Here is a 15,855-nt window from a genome sequence, read left to right as displayed (position 1 = left end):
TTGCTTGTCATCCGCAATCGCCCCCGCCCTGTCGTCAGGACTTCCCGCCTGGCGGCTTCTCGCCTGGAGACTTCCCGGTTGGGGGCTTCTCGTCGAGGCTCAGCTCGTTGAAATAGCCCACGGTCCCGTGGTCGTGCCTTTCGCTGGTCTTGATCCGGACATAGCGGGCGGTGGTCTTGGGCAGGTCGAAATACTGCCAGCCATCGTTCGCCGCGACGTACAGGTTCAGGATCTGCACCTTGGCCAGCGGCCGGAACGGGCCGGTCAGGGCGTCGCCGGCGGCGATCTCGATCGTGGCGGGATTTTCGTCGGCCCTCAGGACCAGGATGCCGAAGCGGTCGAAGGTGGCGGGCCGGTCGTCCTGGAAGCCGAAGATGCCGAAGGCGTCGAGGAAGGTGACCGTGGTTCCAGGTCCCAGGACGTCGTCGTTGGCCGACGACCAGGCCTTGGTCGGCGCCGCGACCAGGCGTCCGCCGTATTGGGGCGACAGCAGGTTTCGGCCGGGCGGTCCGGTCAGCGGCGCGAGGGCGGGGGCGGCTTCGGCGCCGCCGCCGCGGTCGGTTTTTCCGAACCGCCGCCGATCACGCCGGCTTGGTGCAGACCGACGATCAAGCCCGTGACCGCCGTGAGCAGGCCGGCGATGGCGCTCACAACGATGGGGGCGCTGTGCCACCAGTGCGTCTTGGCCGGTTCACGATCGCTCATCTCGCTCTCCCAAAAGGCGGTGAGGCGGGTTCTCAGTCGTTAAAAGTGTACAGACTTTGGCGGGGGCGCCTAGGCGCTTAGGCGTCGCGGCAATCGGCGCAGAGACCGTGGGCCTCGATCGTCACGGCGGTCAGGGCGTAGCCGGCGCTGGCGCCGGCGGCGATGATCTCGGCGCTGGCCTTGGGCTCGATCTCGCGGGTGGCGCCGCAGCAGTCGCAGATCAGGAAGGCGGCGGCGTGGCCGTCGGCCTCCTTGCGGCAGGCGACATAGGCGTTGAGGCTCTCGATGCGGTGGGCGAAGCCCTGCTTCTCGAGGAAGTCCAGCGCCCGGTAGACGGTGGGCGGCTTCGCGGGGGGACCATCGATGGCGAAGCTGGCGATCAGGTCGTAGGCCTTCACCGGCTGGCCGGCCTGCAGCAGCAGTTCCAGCACCCGGCGGCGGGGCGCGGTCAGGCGTTGCTCGGCCGCGCCGCAGCGGGCCTCGGCGGCGGCCAGTTCGGCTTCGAGCGCCGAGCCGGCGACGCCGTGGTTGTGATGATCGTGATCGCACGCGGCGTGATGGGCCATGGCCAACAGGTAGAGGGCGCGACCGCCTCGCGCAACTGCTCCTCCCCCCGTGGGGGAAGTGTCGGCGTAGCCGACGGAGGGGGGAGTGATGAGGCGATGACCGGATTTGCGATCTTCGATCCTAGAACTCCCCCCACCGATCGCTGCGCGATCGCCTCCCCCACTGGGGGAGGGCCTTCAGTACGGCGGATGGGCCAGGAGGGCGGCCTGGGCGTCGCACTGGGCCTTGTCGGGGGCGGGCCCCGCCGCCCSGGCGGCGKCGCGCGCGGCGCCGACCGCCGTCAGGTCGGCCTGGAAGTCCGGCGAGGCGGCGAGCGTGTCGACCAGGGCCGTGGCGTTGATCCGGCCGGCGTCCACGGACGAGGCGTTGTGGACACCGCAGATCACTCGGCTTTCGCCATAGGCCCGGGCCCGAGCCAGGATGGGGTCGGCCTGCTCCGGCTGGGCCTTGGCCAGGATCAGCCCGACCGTCCATCCCCAGGTGGTGTGGCCCGACGGGTAGTCCGAGGTCATGGCCACGATCCAGCCGTTGCGGGCGCAGATGGCGCCGCGATCGACCTGGTAGGGACGCTTGCGATTGTAGAGCCGCTTGGGGCCGGACACGGCGGGTCGCACGTCGTGGCTGACCCGCTGCAGCATGGCCGCCAGCCTTGGCGTGGCCCGGCGGCTTGGCGTGACCCCCAGGGCGCAGCTGTAGCTGTCCAGGATCCGGGCCTCGCGGGCGTCCTGCCGGGCCAGCGACCAGCGCGGGCTGTCCTTGAGCTGGCGAGTGGCCAGGAAGGTGGCGCGGTCCTGCTGGTCGACCGGCGAGCCGGCGGCGGGCGGCGGCGGCACGGCCTTGCGCCCGTCATAGGCGCCCTTGGCGAGATAGGGCGAGCCCGGGACGCAAGCACTGACGACCACGGCGGCGAGGACGACCATCAACCGAACGCGCATGAAAAAGGTCCCCGAAGCGAACTTCGGGGACCCTGCATTCTCAGTTGGTCCGTATCAAGCCTACTTGGCGAACAGCTTCTGCCAGCGCGGCTTCTCGCGGCCCTTCCAGGCTTCGCGGTGGTACGCGTCCGAGGCGATCAGCGGCACCACGGTGGTGGCTTCGGCGAACACCATCTGCTCGTGGGTGGTGTTGACCTTGCCCCAGCTGGCGGCCTCTTTCAGGGTCGAGGACGAGCAGGCGCCGTCGCGCACGTCGGCCACGGTGATCTGGATCGCGTACTTGTGCATGTCGGCCTCGACGCCGAGGATCTCGGCGCAGACCACGGTGTCCTGGGCGAAGTTCTTGGGAACGCCGCCGCCGACCATGAACAGGCCGGTGGTGCCGGCCGCGATCTTGATGTCCGTCAGTTCACGGAAGTCCGCGACCGCGTCGATCATCAGGTAGGGCTTGCCCGCCGCGATCTGTTCCTTCTGGTGCTTGACCAGGCCGAAGCCGGCCGAGCTGTCGACGAAGGCCGGGCAGAAGATCGGCACGCCTTCCTCGTAGGCGGTCTGGATCAGCGAGCCGGGCTTCTTGGCGTTGCCTTCGCTCAGCCACTTGCCCATTTCCCAGATGAACTCGCGCGAGGAGTAGGCGCGGGGCTCCAGGCGGTTGCAGATCTCCAGGATCGTGTGATCGCAGTTCTGGAGCTCTTCCTCGTCGATATAGGTGTCGTAGATGCGGTCGATGTAGTTGTCGCGCAGCACGTTGTCGTCGACCGGGCCGGCGGCCTGATAGTGCTTGAAGCCCAGGGCTTCGAAGAAGTCCATGTCGACGATCGAGGCGCCGGTGGCGACCACGGCGTCGATCATGCCGTTCTTCACCATGTCGCGGTAGACGTGCATGCAGCCGCCGGCCGAGGTGGAGCCGGCCAGGATCAGCCACGGCGAGCAGGACTTGTCTTCCAGCGCCATGTTGAAGATGTCGGCGGCGCGGGCGGTGTCGCGCGAGCTGAACGACATCTTGCGCATGGCGTCGATGATCGGGCGGGCGTCGAACGAGGTGATGTCGATGTGCTCGACGACGTTCTGCAGCAGCTCGGCCTTGGTGTTGTTCGGAACGGGAGCGTTCATCGCTTCGGTTTCCCTGACTTTGGACGCCCGTCGTTGGTAGGAACCCTTCGTCAGGACGGAGCGACCGACGGGGGCAATGGGAAATGCGGCTACGCCCGACGTCTGTAACGTCGGGCGCGGCGCGCGGTTTAACTCAGAAACGATCTACTGGCGAACCGCGTCGATTTAGCGACGACGGCGCTTCTTGCCGGCCGCGCCCTTGGGACGCGAGAAGCGGACGATCTTGCGTTCCTCGGCCTCGGGCCGCGGGGTCGGGATCGAGCGCTTGGCCAGGCCGTACATCGAGGCCATCGGCGCGTCCTGGACCTCGACGGTCTCGGTTTCGCCAAAGCCGTTGAAGCGGGTCGACATCGCCACGCCATAGGCGCCCAGCATGCCGATTTCGATGTAGTCGCCCTCGTCGACGCTTTCCGGCAGGTAGAACGGGCCGGGCATGTGGTCGACGCTGTCGCAGGTGGGGCCGTAGAAGCGGAAGGGCTTGAGGCCTTCTTCCACCACTTCACCGTTCTTGCGGTACAGCTTGACCGGGAAGGGCCACTTCATGTGCGCGGCGTCGAACAGCGAGCCGTAAGAGCCGTCGTTCAGATAGAGCGCGTCGCCCTTCTTCAGCTCGACCTTGACCAGCAGCGACGAGGCCTCGGCCACCAGGGCCCGGCCGGGTTCGCACCACAGCTCGGTGGTCTCGTGGACCATCATGTCCGAGAAGCCCCGGTCGATGGCCGCCAGATATTCCGACAGCTCGGGCGGGGCCATGCCCGGATAGATCGACGGGAAGCCGCCGCCGACGTCGACGACGTCGGCCAGCACGCCGGCCCGCACCAGGGCGCGCGAGGCCTGGGCCATGGCGGCCTGGTAGGCCGTGGGCCGCATGCACTGGCTGCCGACGTGGAACGACACCCCCATCAGGTCCTGTGTGGCGCGACGGGCGGCCAGCAGCAGGGCCGGAGCATTGTGCGGTTCGACGCCGAACTTGCCCGACAGGCTGTAGGCCGCGCCCTCGGCCTGCACGCCCATGCGGACGATCAGGTTCAGGTCCTTGGCCTGGCCGGTGGCGTCCAGGATCTTGGCCAGTTCCTCATGGGTGTCGAACGAGAACGTCCGCACGCCGTGATCGAAATAGGCGGCCGAGATCGCCACGCGGCTTTTGACCGGGTGCATGAAGGCCATGCGCGAGCCGGGAGCGTGCTCGGCGACGAGTTCGATCTCGGGCAGCGACGCCACGTCGAACGACCGCACGCCGGCGTCGGCCAACTCGCGGATCACCCACGGCGAAGGATTGGCCTTCACCGCGTAAAAGACGTCGCCTTTGAATTCAGCCTGGAACCAGCGCGCCGCTACCGACACCGCGTCCGGTCGCACGAGTGCGACAGGACGTTCCGGTGACCGCTCACGGACCAGGTCCAGGGGAGTATGGTACGTGTGCAATTCACGTAGACCCCTGCAGAAGTTAAACCCAGGCCGGCGTTAGCAGCGCTTATGAGGACTTCGGGTCCGCCGGAGCGAGCGAAATAGGGTCATACCCCGAGGATGTAAAGAGTCTTTTGGACGCGGGGTTCCCGCAAGGGACAAGAGGCGGCCGTCAGGGGCCCGAACCGTGCCCCGATCAGGCCTTCGGCGCAGTTTGCCTTCCCCGCCGCTCGGCCCGGGTCGGGAATTCGATCCACCGCCAGTCACAAATCCGTTGCGTCCGTGCCCCAAACCGACGAACGCATTTCCCAGTGCTTGAAACCAAGTTAAGGATTCGCCCCGACCATGACGTCGGACCCTGTTCTCTCGATCCGCGCCGCCTCCAAGACCTTCGGGTCGCGCCGGGCGCTGGACGCCGTTTCGCTCGACGTCGGTCGCGGCGAGATGATCGCGCTCATCGGTCCCTCCGGCTCGGGCAAATCCACGCTGCTGCGCTCGATCGACGGCCTGCAGACCATCGACGCTCCCGCCTCCGGCAAGGACGGGGAGGGCGTGATCACCGCCTTCGCCGGTCCCGTCCAGGCCAAGGGCAAGGTCAGCGACCAGGTGCGCAAGGCGCGCATCCGCATCGGCTTCATCGCCCAGCAGTTCAACCTGGTCGGCCGCCTGACCCTGTTCACCAACGTCGCCCTGGGCTCGCTGGGCCGCATCGGCTTCGTCCAGGGCCTGTTCGGCGCCTGGCCGGCCGAGACCCGTTCGGCGGTGATGGCCGCCCTGCACCGCGTCGGCGTGGCCGACTACGCCGCCCAGCGCGCCAACACGCTTTCCGGCGGCCAGCAGCAGCGCGGCGCCATCGCCCGCGCCCTGGTCCAAAGGGCCAAGATCATCCTCGCCGACGAACCGGTCGCCTCGCTGGACCCGGTCTCGGCGCGCAAGGTCATGGAGATCCTCCGTGATCTGAACAAGACCGACGGCCTGACCGTCGTCGTCACCCTGCACCAGGTCGACTACGCCCTGCGCTATTGCGACCGGGTGGTGGCGCTGAAGGCCGGCAAGAAGGTCTATGACGGCCCGACCAGCGGCCTGGGCCGCGACAAACTCATCGACATCTACGGCCCGGAATTCGAGGACGTATTCTGGGAAGGAGCTCCGCAATGATCCGCCGCACCCTTATCGCCGGCCTGGCCCTGGCCGCCCTGTCGCTCGCCGGATGCGGGGAGAAGAAGGCCGCCGCGCCCGTGGCCAAGGACACCATCGTGTTCTCGATCCTGTCGACCGAGTCGGCCCAGAACATGGAGAGCTACTGGAAGCCCATCCTGGCCGACATGGAGACGTCGACCGGCCTGAAGGTGAAGCCGTTCTTCTCGTCCAACTACTCGTCGCTGATCGTGGCCATGGGCGCCAAGCAGACCGACGTGGGTTGGTTCTCCAACGCCTCGGGCCTGGAAGCCGTGCGCCGCTCGGGCGGCGAGGTCTTCGCCCGCACCTTCGATCCGTCGGGCACGGACGGCTACAAGTCGGTGATCATCGTGCCGGCCGACAGCAAGCTGACGGTCGAGGGCCTGCTCAAATGTGACAAGACCCTGGACTTCGGGATCGGCGACAAGAAGTCGACCTCGGGCACCCTGGCCCCGATGACCTACCTGTTCATCCCGGCCGACAAGAAGCCCGAGACCTGCTTCAAGACCGTGCTCAGCGCCAGCCATGACGCAAACCTGTTCGCCGTGGCCAACCACAAGCTGGACGCCTCGACCAATAACTCCACCGCCCTGAAGCTGAACCTGCTGGCCAAGGGCGGCGCCCAGGCCAAGAAGGTCAAGGTGATCTGGGAGTCGCCGACCCTGCCGGAGGATCCGATCGTCTGGCGCAAGGATTTGGATCCGGTCGTGAAGGAGAAGGTCCGCCAGTTCTTCCTGACCTACGGCCAGGGCGACACGCCGGTCGCGGCCCAGCAGCGCAAGAACCTGGAGCGCCTGTCCATGGGCGGCTTCAAGGCCGCCGACGACACCCACCTGCTGGTGGTGCGCGAGATGGAAGCCCTCGAGCAGGTGGGCTTGGCCCGCGAGACCGGCGACCAGGCCAAGCTGGCGTCGGCCGAGAAGAACCTGGCCGACATCAAGGCCCAGCGCGTGATCGCCGAAGGCAAGGCCGGCGTCGCCGCGCCGGCCAACTGAGCCGAGACGACCGACCCGCCATGAACGACGCTGTCCCGCCTCCGCCCAGCAAGCCGATCTCGGCGCGCGCCTTCGACGTCTTGCTGTGGGGCGGCATCGCAGCCCTGCTGGCGGTCACGTTCAAGTCGGCGGAGATTGACAAGGTTCCGCAGCTTTTCACGGGCGCGGGCCGAATGCGGGAGTTCGCGACGGGCTTCTTTTCGCCCTTCACGGATCCAAAAGCGTTCATGGCCGCCGATTGGGGGCTCTACATCGGCAAGATGTGGGACACGATCGGCTTTGCCTTGTGGGGCACGGCCTTGGCCATCGTCCTGGCGATCCCGCTGGGTCTGTTGGGCGCGCGCAACGTTACACCGTTTTGGATCCAGCAGCCGGTTCGCCGCGTGCTCGACCTGATCCGTTCGATCCCCGATCTGGTGGTGGCCTTGATCTTCATCACCGCCGTCGGCCTGGGCGGTCTTCCCGGGGTTATGGCCATTATGCTCAACACCGCTGGCGTGCTGGCCAAGCTGTTCGCCGAGGCCGTGGAGTCGATCGACAAGGGACCCGTCGAGGGCGTGCGGGCGACCGGCACCGGAAAGCTACAAGAGGTGGTTTGGGGGGTGATCCCGCAGGTCGCCCCACTGTGGACCAGCTACGCGCTCTACCGCTTCGAATCCTCCAGCCGGGCGGCGACGGTTCTAGGCTTGATCGGCGCGGGCGGCATCGGCCAAGTGCTGTTCGATTCAGTGAACGGCTTCCAGTACGACCAGACCGGCTGCATCGTCCTGGTGATCGTGGTGGCCGTGTCGCTGATCGACCTGCTCTCACAAATCATCCGCACACGTCTGCTCTGAGACGCTTTTCTGTGACCTTCGGGCCACAATTAAGATCTTGAAAAGGCTTGTCATCGGTCTGTCATCAAAGGGTGGCGGAACCGTCATGGGACCCCCGTAAAGCGCTTCATACCTGATCCGGACCAACGGGCAGGGGGCAAAGCCTTAAGGGGAATTCTCACATGCGGAACAAGACCTCGCTGGTCTGCGGCGCGGCGCTGGGCGTCATGCTCGCCTGCGGCCTCGGCGTCGCGGCTCACGCGCAAGACAACACCACGGCTTGGAAAGGCGCTCCGCAGTGGAGCAACGACGACGTCTACTTCAAGGTCCGCGGCCGGATCCTGTTGGACGCCGTGTTCCAGGACGTCGACAAGGACGGCGGCACGTCGGGCGATTTCGACACCTCGAACGTCCGCGGCCGTCAGGTTTTCATCGGCGTCGAAGGCAAGCTGAACAACTACATCGCCTACAAGGCCGAAGGCGGCTTCGTGAACGGCGGCACCTCGTCGTGGGACGACGTGGTCCTGGAAGTGAAGCCGACCGAAACCACCAGCCTGCTGTTCGGTAACGTCAAGGTCGCCGGCCTCGAAAACCTGACCTCGACCCGCTTCATCACCTTCATGGACCGCGGTCCGTACGGTGACTTCGGCGTCGACAGCTACCTGCTGGGCGTCGTCGGCAAGTTCACCGGCCCGAACTACAGCGGCGCGCTGGGCGTCCAGGGCAACTCGCTCAACAACGTCGACGTGATCAGCGCCGGCGGCAGCGCCAACACCGTCACCGGCGCCGGCCTCGACGCCAAGGAACGCCTGACCATCACCGCTCGCGGCCACTGGGCCCCGATCGCCACCGACACCGACAAGCTCCACCTGGGCCTGTCGTACCGCTACCGCAACCGCGGCGACGAAGCGCTGTTCAACTACACCGGCCGCACCACCACGGCCTACAGCGCCGGCACGACGTTCTACCAGACGGGCGGCATCGGCAATCGCGACAAGACGATCGCCGTCGAAGGCGCCTGGGTCCACGGCCCGTTCTCGCTGCAAGGCGAGTATTCGAGCATCGACGTGACCCGCGCCGGCACGGCGGGCTCTGACCCGACCGTAAAGGTCGGCTACGCCTTCGCCAGCTTCTGGCCGACGGGCGAGACCCGCAACTACAACCAGGTCACCGGCGAATTCGGTCGTCCGAAGATCCTGAACCCGATCACGGCCGGTGGCTGGGGCGGTCTGGAACTGGCCGTCCGCTACGACTTCACCGACCTGAAGGACGCCTACGACACCCTGAAGGTGAAGCCGGCCACGTCGCAGGCCGGCGAATACACCGGCTGGACCCTGGGCGCGAACTACTACCTGACCTCGTACGTCCGCTTCCAGGCCAACTACACCGACGGCAAGGCCGACAACATCGGCGTCGCCCAAGACTACGACGTCAAGCAGTTCCAACTGCGCGCGCAGATGGACTTCTAAGACCCAACGGGCCGGCCTCCTCCCTTCCAAGAAGGGAAGGGGCCGGCCCGACCTGCTCTCAACGTTTCAAGCTCTCGAGACTTCCAGGAGTCCTTCATGAAAAAGCTGCTTTCCTGCGCGGCCGCCGCCGTCGCCCTCTCGGGCCTCGCCGCCGCCCCCGCTCACGCCGCGCGCGACTATGTCTGGGCCGCCGGCTCCTCGACCGTGTTCCCGTTCGCCACCCGCACCGCCGAAAACTTCGCCAAGAAGTCCGGCAAGAAGGCTCCGAAGGTTGAAAGCCTCGGCACCGGCGGCGGCATCAAGCTGTTCTGCTCGGGCACGGGCGAAGGCTTCCCCGACATCGCCAACGCCTCGCGTCCGATGAAGAAGTCGGAATTCGACGCCTGCGCCGCCAAGGGCGTCAAGGACATCGTCCAGATCAAGATCGGCTTCGACGGCATCGTCGTGGCCACCGACAAGGACGGCGCCGACTACAACTTCAAGACCGAGCACCTGTACCTGGGCCTGTCCAAGCAAGTCCTGAAGGGCGGCGCCTTCGTCGCCAACCCGTACAAGACCTGGGACGAAATCGGCGCGGGCCTGCCGGGCAACCGCATCAACGTCTATGGCCCGCCGCCCACCTCGGGCACCCGCGACGCCTTCGTGGAACTGGCCATCGAGGCCGGCGCCCGCAAGTTCCCGACCGCGGACGCCCTGCGCTCGGACAACGAAAAGAAGTTCAAGTCGCTGGTCGACCCGCTGCGTAACGACGGCTGGATCGACGCCGGCGAGAACGACAACGCCATCGTCGGCACCCTGACCAAGACCCCCGGCTCGCTGGGCGTCTTTGGCTGGTCCTACCTCGAAGAGAACATGGACAAGATCAAGGGCGCGGCCGTCAACGGCGTGAAGCCCTCGGCCCAGACGATCGCCGACGGCTCCTACCCGCTGTCGCGCTCGCTGTTCATCTACGTCAAGAAGGCCAACATCGGCGTGACGCCGGGCCTGGCCGAGTTCCTGACCGAGTTCACCTCGGACGCGGCCTCGGGTCGTGGCGGCTACCTGCAAGGCCGCGGCCTGATCCCGCTGCCCCCCGGCCAGCACGACGCCCAGAAGCAAGCCGCCGCCAACAAGACGGCGATGGCTCGCCCGGCTTCCTAAGCCGAGCACAGCTTCTAAAAATGACGACGCCGCGGTCCCCAGTGGGCCGCGGCGTTTTCTTTTGTATAGTGGCCGAACCGCGCCCGCCGGGTCGCGCCAACCCTGTAGGGCCATGATCCTCCTCGCGCTCGTCGTCGTCTTGCTCCTCGTTCTGTTGAACGGGGTGTTCTCCATGTCCGAACTGGCGGTGGTCTCGGCCAGGCGGGCCCGGCTCCAGACCTTCGCCGACCGGGGCGACAAGGGCGCCAAGCTGGCCCTGGCCATGGCCGAGCATCCGACGCGGTTCCTGTCGGCCGTGCAGGTGGGCATCACCCTGATCGGCATCCTGGCCGGCGCCTACGGCCAGGCGACGATCGCCGGCGCGCTGGACCTGTGGCTGAAGGACAAGCCCGTGGTCGGGGCCCATTCCCAGGCCATCGCCACCATCATCGTCGTCATCGGCCTGACCTATGTCTCGGTGATCCTGGGCGAGCTGGTGCCCAAGCGCCTGGCCCTGATGTTCCCCGACGCCATCGCCCGCCGCATGGCCCCGTTCCTGGCCTTCGTCGCCACCATGCTGCGGCCGTTCGTGACCCTGCTGACGGTGTCGACCGCCGGCATCCTCAAGCTGATGGGCGTGCGCGACGAGCGCACCAACGAGATCACCGCCGAGGAGGTCGAGACGGTCCTGGCCGAAGGCGCCGACGCCGGCCTGATCGAGCCCGAGGAGCGCACCATGATCCAGGAGGTGCTGCGCCTGGGCGACCGCCCCGTGCGGGTGGCCATGACCCCGCGCCGCGACCTGTTCTGGATCTCGCTGACCGACAGCCAGGAGGAGATCCTGCAGGAGATCCGCGACTGCCCCTATTCGCGCATCGTGGTGGCCAGCGAGGGCGACCTGGACGGCGACATCGGGGTGATCCTCAAGAAGGACCTGCTGGACGCCTGCCTGGGCGGCGAGACGATCGACATCAAGAGCCACGTCCAGCAGCCGATCGCCATTCCCGAGACCATGTCGCTGCTGCGGGCGATGGCGGTGTTCAAGCAGACGCCGCTGCACATGGCCCTGGTGGTCGACGAGTTCGGCTCGATCCAGGGGGCGATCACCCCGCTGGACCTGCTGGAGATGATCGCCGGCGACTTCCCCGAGGACCACGACGAGACCGAGACCCGCATCCTGCGCCGCGAGGATGGCACCTGGCTGGTCGACGCCCGCCTCGACATCCAGGAGCTGAACGACGCCCTGGGCGAGAACTTCGAGGCCGAGGGCGGCTACCACACCGTGGCCGGCCTGATCCTCGATCGCCTGGGCCGCATCCCCCGCGAGGGCGAGATCGTGGCCTTGGGCGGCTTCGACGCCGAGGTCGTCGACATGGACGGCTCGCGGATCGACAAGCTGATCCTGCGGTGCATACGCAAGGACTAGGGGGCGGGGGCCGGTGTCCGCCCCGCTCGATGGGGCGAACGCTCAGCGGGCCGCATCCGCCGCTGAATCGATGCTCCGTTTTGCCCCTGCCTCCGCGTTGGTGAGTCTGGCCCGATAGGCCTCGACCCTCGCCCGCAGCGCATCGTGGCGCGCCTTCAACAAGGTTTCGGCTTCCTCCCGGAAGGGTACGGGTCGGCCGGCCACTTCGCGATCCGTGAGGTCGATGGACATCGCCGTGTCCTCGTCGGTGGCGAGAATTGAGACGCAGGTTTCGGCATCGGTGATGGCGATGCTGGTCGCCACGCTGTTGTCGGTGGTGGCTATGCTGGTCGCGACCTCGTTGTCCGTCCGTCGGATCGATTCCCGCACCTGCGCCGTGTATCTCGCAAGCTCCGCCTCGTTGGACAGGTTGACGAACCCGCCGCCGCCAGCACGCGCGACCGCGGTCAGTTTCGCCGCCTCGCCCGAAGGCAGGTTGAAGCCGATGACATTGACGATCGCCCGCGTGCGGCCGCCGTTGATCCGACGGGCGACGGCCACGGGATCGCCGCCGCACGTCTCTTCCCCGTCCGACACGACATAGATCACCTGCTCCCCGGGCGTGGCGGAGGCCGCCAGCAGCGCCTCGGCCCGATCCAGCCCGGCGGCGAGCGGCGTCCAGCCGACCGCGCGGACCTGTCCCAGCGCCGTGCGGAGTTTCCCCCGGTCCGCCGCCATCGGCGCGAGCACGTCGATGGCGGAACAGGATTTCGCCTTGCCGGCCTGGCTGTTGTTTCCCTGTTGACCGAAGACCAGCAGGGACGTCTGCACCGATGCGGGCAGTCCGTCGACAAAGCCGAGCGCCGCCTCCCGCGCCAGTTCGAGTTTGGTCCGGCCGCCCATTCGTCCGGCCATCGAGCCGGACCCGTCGATCATCACGATCACGCGCGTCGGCGGAACCCGCGGGCCGATGTCACCGGCGGGGCCCTTCAGCTCCGGCTGCTTGAGCGCCACATCCTTCTTGAAGCACGCCTCCGGATCCTTCTTCGTGAACTGGGCGACATAGGCCCGGGCCTTCGCCGAACCTCCCGCGGCTTTTCCCTCGGCGTTGACCTGGTCGCGGCCGGCCGCGGCGTTCCGATCGCCCGAGGGGCCTCCGCAGCCGAACAGCGTGAGGGCAAGCGTGCAGGCCACAAGACTGCGAACTGGAACGGCCGTCATTTCCGCGACGTCTCTCAGTCAGATTGAGGCGCCTAGATTACGTTCAGGGTTCCCGGGCACAAGGCCCGGGATAACGGAAGGATTTGGAGAAGCCCTAAGTCCGCCACCGCAGCGTCGTCTCCGTCACCGGATTGCTGAACGGCCGGCGCTCCCGGCGGCTGGCGGCCCATTCGCGCTTGAGCTGGTGGTACCAGCGGCCCTGCTGGTCGGCGTCGCCCACCCACATCAGGGCCGGGTTGTCCCGCAGGCCCCGGGTCTGGGCCTCGACGATCTTGCCGTCCTGGCGCAGGAAGACACGGGCGGCCATGCGGATCACCGGATAGAGCGCGGTGAAGGCCGGATGGTCGGACCAGATGATCTGGTTCATCCGGGTCTTGCCGGCGTTGATCGGGGTCATGGCCGACAGGGCCAGCACCTGCTTGTCGCCGACCTTCACATGCTCCCAGCGCAGGCCCGGCAGGCGGAAGGTGATCTCGGTCAGCGGCTCGCCGCCCAGGATGGCGTAGGCCTTGGAGTTCTTGCTGGGCTCGTGCCGCACCATGGTGAAGCCCGCCTCGGACGGGGCGAAGGCCTTGCGTTTCTCGTGCTGGCTGGCGCTGGTGCGCCACCACCACTGCTGGTGCACATAGGGGCCGTGGGCGGGGTCGATCAGGCCCAGCACCGCATGGTCGATATGGATGTCGTAGTCCAGGTGGTCGACCAGCTTGGGTTTGCCGCCGACCACGCCGGGGATCACCGGCGGCGGTTCGGGCGGGACGCCGTCGAAGCGCGGATCGGACGACATCCAAATCCACACCAGGCCCTGGGCCTCGACCAGTGGATACTTCCGTACACGGACCTTCGAGGTGTCCAGCGGGTTGTCGGCGGTCAGGGACGGGATCTTGGCGCAGGCTCCGTCGGTGCGGAAGCGCCAGCCGTGATAGGGGCACTCGATCGTCTCGCCGCCGTCAGCCTCGGCGCGGACCTTGCCGGCCGACAGCTTGGCGGCGCGGTGCGGGCAGACGTCGCGCATGGCGTAGACGGCGCCGGCCTTCGTTCGACCGACCAGAACCGGCTCGCCCAGATATTCGCGGCTTTCCATCTTGCCGGCTTTGAGGTCGGGCGACAGGGCCGCCACGTACCAGGCGTCCATGACGAAGCCTTCGCCGAATTTCACGGCTTTCGAAGCCGGCCGAGCGGCCAGCATTTGCGCGTCGTCAGCCATGTGGTCGCCCGACTTTGCGGCCTGTTCGCGCGAAATCCTTCCCGCCCTGAGGCGGTCCCCGGATCAGGATTTCACGACATGCCGTTCCCCGGGGCTTACTAGGCCCTATTGCACAGCTGCCGTCCAGCGATCGCCACCTGACGTTTCGTGAAGAGTTCGTGGCGCCTACTTCGCCGCCGCCGTCTCCACCAGCCGCTGGTAGAACCGCACCATGCGTTCGACATTGGCCACCGAGATGTGCTCGTCGGTGCCGTGGATCATCTTGGTGGCGTCGACCGACAGCACCAGGGGCTGGAAGCGGTAGATGTCGTCGGCGATGGGACCCATGTAGCGGCTGTCGCTGGCGGCGGTCATCAGGGCCGGGGCGACCGGCGCGCGGCTCTCGTCGCCGGCCAGGGCGGCCAGGGTCTTCCAGCCTTCCGACGACGTCGACGAGACCTTGCTGGGCTCGTCCGGCGTCTTCACCCAAGCCAGCTTGACCGGCAGGTCGCCGACCGCGCTCCGGGCCTTGGCCATGACCTCGGCCGAGCTGTCGCCGGGGGCGATGCGGTAGTTGATCCAGGCCGTGGCGTCCTGCGGCAGGACGTTCTCCTTGGGCGAGCCTTTCAGCATGGTCGGGGCGATGGTGGTGTGCAGCATGGCCGCCCCGGCCGGGGTCTTGGCCGTCTGGTCGATCAGCAGCGGCGAGAACAGCCAGGTGTTGGCCGCCGCCATCTTGATCGTGGTCGAGCTGTGCGGGGCCAGGCTCTTGAGCATGTCGGCGCCGGGGCCGTCGAACTTCATCGGGAAGGCGTTGTCGTTGATCGCCAGCACCGCCTTGGCCAGGGTGGCCACGCCCGTCTGGGGCGGCGGGGCCGACGAGTGGCCGCCGACCGCGGGGGCCGTCACCGTCAGGGTGGCGTAGCCCTTTTCGGCTGTGGCGATCAGGGCCACCTTGCCCTTGGTCATCGGGTGGTCCTCGACCACCACCATGCCCTCGTCGAGCACGAACTGGGCCTTGACGCCGCGCGACTTCAGCAGGGCCGCCGCGGCCCGGGCGCCGCCGCCGCGCACCTCCTCGTCATGGCCGCTGACCAGGATCACCGTGCGCTTGGGCACGAAGCCGGCCTTGGCCAGGCCGTCCAGGGCCTCGAACAACGTGACCAGGCTGCCCTTGTCGTCGATCGAGCCGCGACCCCAGACCGCGCCGTCGGCGATCACGCCGTCGAACGGCGGGTGGGTCCACGAGCCCTCGCTGCCGGGCGTCACCGGCACCACGTCCTGGTGGGCCATCAGCACGATCGGGGCCAGGGAAGGGTCGGTCCCCTTCCAAGTGTAGACCAGGGCGTGGCCGGCCACGACCTCGCGGCCCATCACCCGGTGGGCGTCGGGATAGGTGGCCTGCAGCCAGGCGTGCAGCTTGTCCCACTCGGCCGGCTGGTCCTCGGCCGGGTCCTGGTGGCTGACGGTCTGGAAGCGCACGGCCTCGCCCAGGTGCTGGGCGGCCAGGTTGGCGTCGACCGGACGGGCCGAGGCCAGGCGGATGCTGGAGGTGTCGACCGCCGCCGGGGCCTTGAACGTCGCCGTGCGCACCGCGACCACGGCCCCGACCGCCAGCACCAGCCCCACGGCCGTCAGCGCCGTCTTGCTCTTCCAGCCCATGTCCCACTCCCCCAAACGCTTGTTTGTCGGGACTGTGCGACGCGTTCGCGGCCCTGCCAATCCCAAAAGCGGGAAGGCGG

Annotated in this window: 14 protein-coding genes; 6 read left to right on the top strand and 8 right to left on the bottom strand. The window is 67.6% G+C overall.

Annotated features, from left to right (window positions below):
• Positions 1-34 precede the first annotated feature (34 nt).
• The 5 genes from AC1DYP_RS17470 to AC1DYP_RS17450 form a co-directional block, all read right to left on the bottom strand.
• Positions 35-673, bottom strand: coding sequence for a hypothetical protein (locus AC1DYP_RS17470; protein ID WP_477047385.1), 639 nt, complete (start codon positions 671-673; stop codon positions 35-37).
• Between the two features lie 109 nt (positions 674-782).
• Positions 783-1,271, bottom strand: coding sequence for a transcriptional repressor (locus AC1DYP_RS17465; protein WP_477032410.1), 489 nt, complete (start codon positions 1,269-1,271; stop codon positions 783-785).
• Positions 1,272-1,448: 177 nt separating this feature from the next.
• On the bottom strand, positions 1,449-2,207 hold the full coding sequence (locus AC1DYP_RS17460; RefSeq protein ID WP_477047384.1) for an acid phosphatase: 759 nt from the start codon (positions 2,205-2,207) through the stop codon (positions 1,449-1,451).
• Positions 2,208-2,267: 60 nt separating this feature from the next.
• Positions 2,268-3,320, bottom strand: coding sequence for a 1,9-bis(guanidino)-5-aza-nonane synthase (locus AC1DYP_RS17455; RefSeq protein ID WP_477047383.1), 1,053 nt, complete (start codon positions 3,318-3,320; stop codon positions 2,268-2,270).
• Positions 3,321-3,485: 165 nt separating this feature from the next.
• Positions 3,486-4,745: a type III PLP-dependent enzyme gene (locus AC1DYP_RS17450; RefSeq protein WP_477032413.1), complete on the bottom strand. Its 1,260-nt coding sequence runs from the start codon at positions 4,743-4,745 to the stop codon at positions 3,486-3,488.
• Between the two features lie 327 nt (positions 4,746-5,072).
• On the opposite strand from AC1DYP_RS17450, the gene AC1DYP_RS17445 reads away from it, so the two are divergent.
• From AC1DYP_RS17445 to AC1DYP_RS17420, 6 genes are all read left to right on the top strand, one after another.
• Complete coding sequence (locus tag AC1DYP_RS17445) at positions 5,073-5,885, top strand: phosphonate ABC transporter ATP-binding protein (protein ID WP_477032414.1); 813 nt, start codon at positions 5,073-5,075, stop codon at positions 5,883-5,885.
• Positions 5,882-6,901, top strand: a complete 1,020-nt coding sequence (gene phnD, locus AC1DYP_RS17440; RefSeq protein ID WP_477047382.1) for a phosphate/phosphite/phosphonate ABC transporter substrate-binding protein — start codon at positions 5,882-5,884, stop codon at positions 6,899-6,901. Before AC1DYP_RS17445 ends, phnD begins: the two co-directional genes overlap by 4 nt.
• A 20-nt stretch (positions 6,902-6,921) precedes the next feature.
• Entirely contained in the window at positions 6,922-7,737 is an 816-nt protein-coding gene (gene phnE / locus AC1DYP_RS17435) for a phosphonate ABC transporter, permease protein PhnE (RefSeq protein ID WP_477047381.1), read from the top strand.
• A gap of 161 nt (positions 7,738-7,898) precedes the next feature.
• A complete protein-coding gene (locus AC1DYP_RS17430) occupies positions 7,899-9,185 on the top strand; it encodes an OprO/OprP family phosphate-selective porin (RefSeq protein WP_477047380.1) in 1,287 nt (428 codons plus the stop codon).
• Positions 9,186-9,281: 96 nt separating this feature from the next.
• A complete protein-coding gene (locus AC1DYP_RS17425; protein WP_477032418.1) occupies positions 9,282-10,325 on the top strand; it encodes a substrate-binding domain-containing protein in 1,044 nt (347 codons plus the stop codon).
• A 112-nt stretch (positions 10,326-10,437) separates the two neighbouring features.
• Entirely contained in the window at positions 10,438-11,730 is a 1,293-nt protein-coding gene (locus AC1DYP_RS17420; protein ID WP_477047379.1) for a hemolysin family protein, read from the top strand.
• A 42-nt stretch (positions 11,731-11,772) separates the two neighbouring features.
• Here AC1DYP_RS17420 and AC1DYP_RS17415 read toward each other — a convergent pair whose 3' ends face one another.
• The 3 genes from AC1DYP_RS17415 to AC1DYP_RS17405 all read right to left on the bottom strand — a co-directional run bounded on the left by AC1DYP_RS17415 (position 11,773) and on the right by AC1DYP_RS17405 (position 15,775).
• The gene (locus AC1DYP_RS17415; protein WP_477047378.1) at positions 11,773-12,930 is read right to left on the bottom strand and encodes a vWA domain-containing protein; all 1,158 of its coding nucleotides are present in this window, start codon (positions 12,928-12,930) and stop codon (positions 11,773-11,775) included.
• Between the two features lie 94 nt (positions 12,931-13,024).
• Entirely contained in the window at positions 13,025-14,134 is a 1,110-nt protein-coding gene (locus tag AC1DYP_RS17410) for a Rieske 2Fe-2S domain-containing protein (RefSeq protein ID WP_477047377.1), read from the bottom strand.
• A gap of 165 nt (positions 14,135-14,299) precedes the next feature.
• Positions 14,300-15,775, bottom strand: coding sequence for a M20 family peptidase (locus AC1DYP_RS17405; RefSeq protein WP_477047376.1), 1,476 nt, complete (start codon positions 15,773-15,775; stop codon positions 14,300-14,302).
• Positions 15,776-15,855 lie beyond the last annotated feature (80 nt).

Source organism: Caulobacter sp. P1_D6 (assembly GCF_056406095.1).
This window is presented reverse-complemented; position numbering and strand designations above follow the sequence as displayed.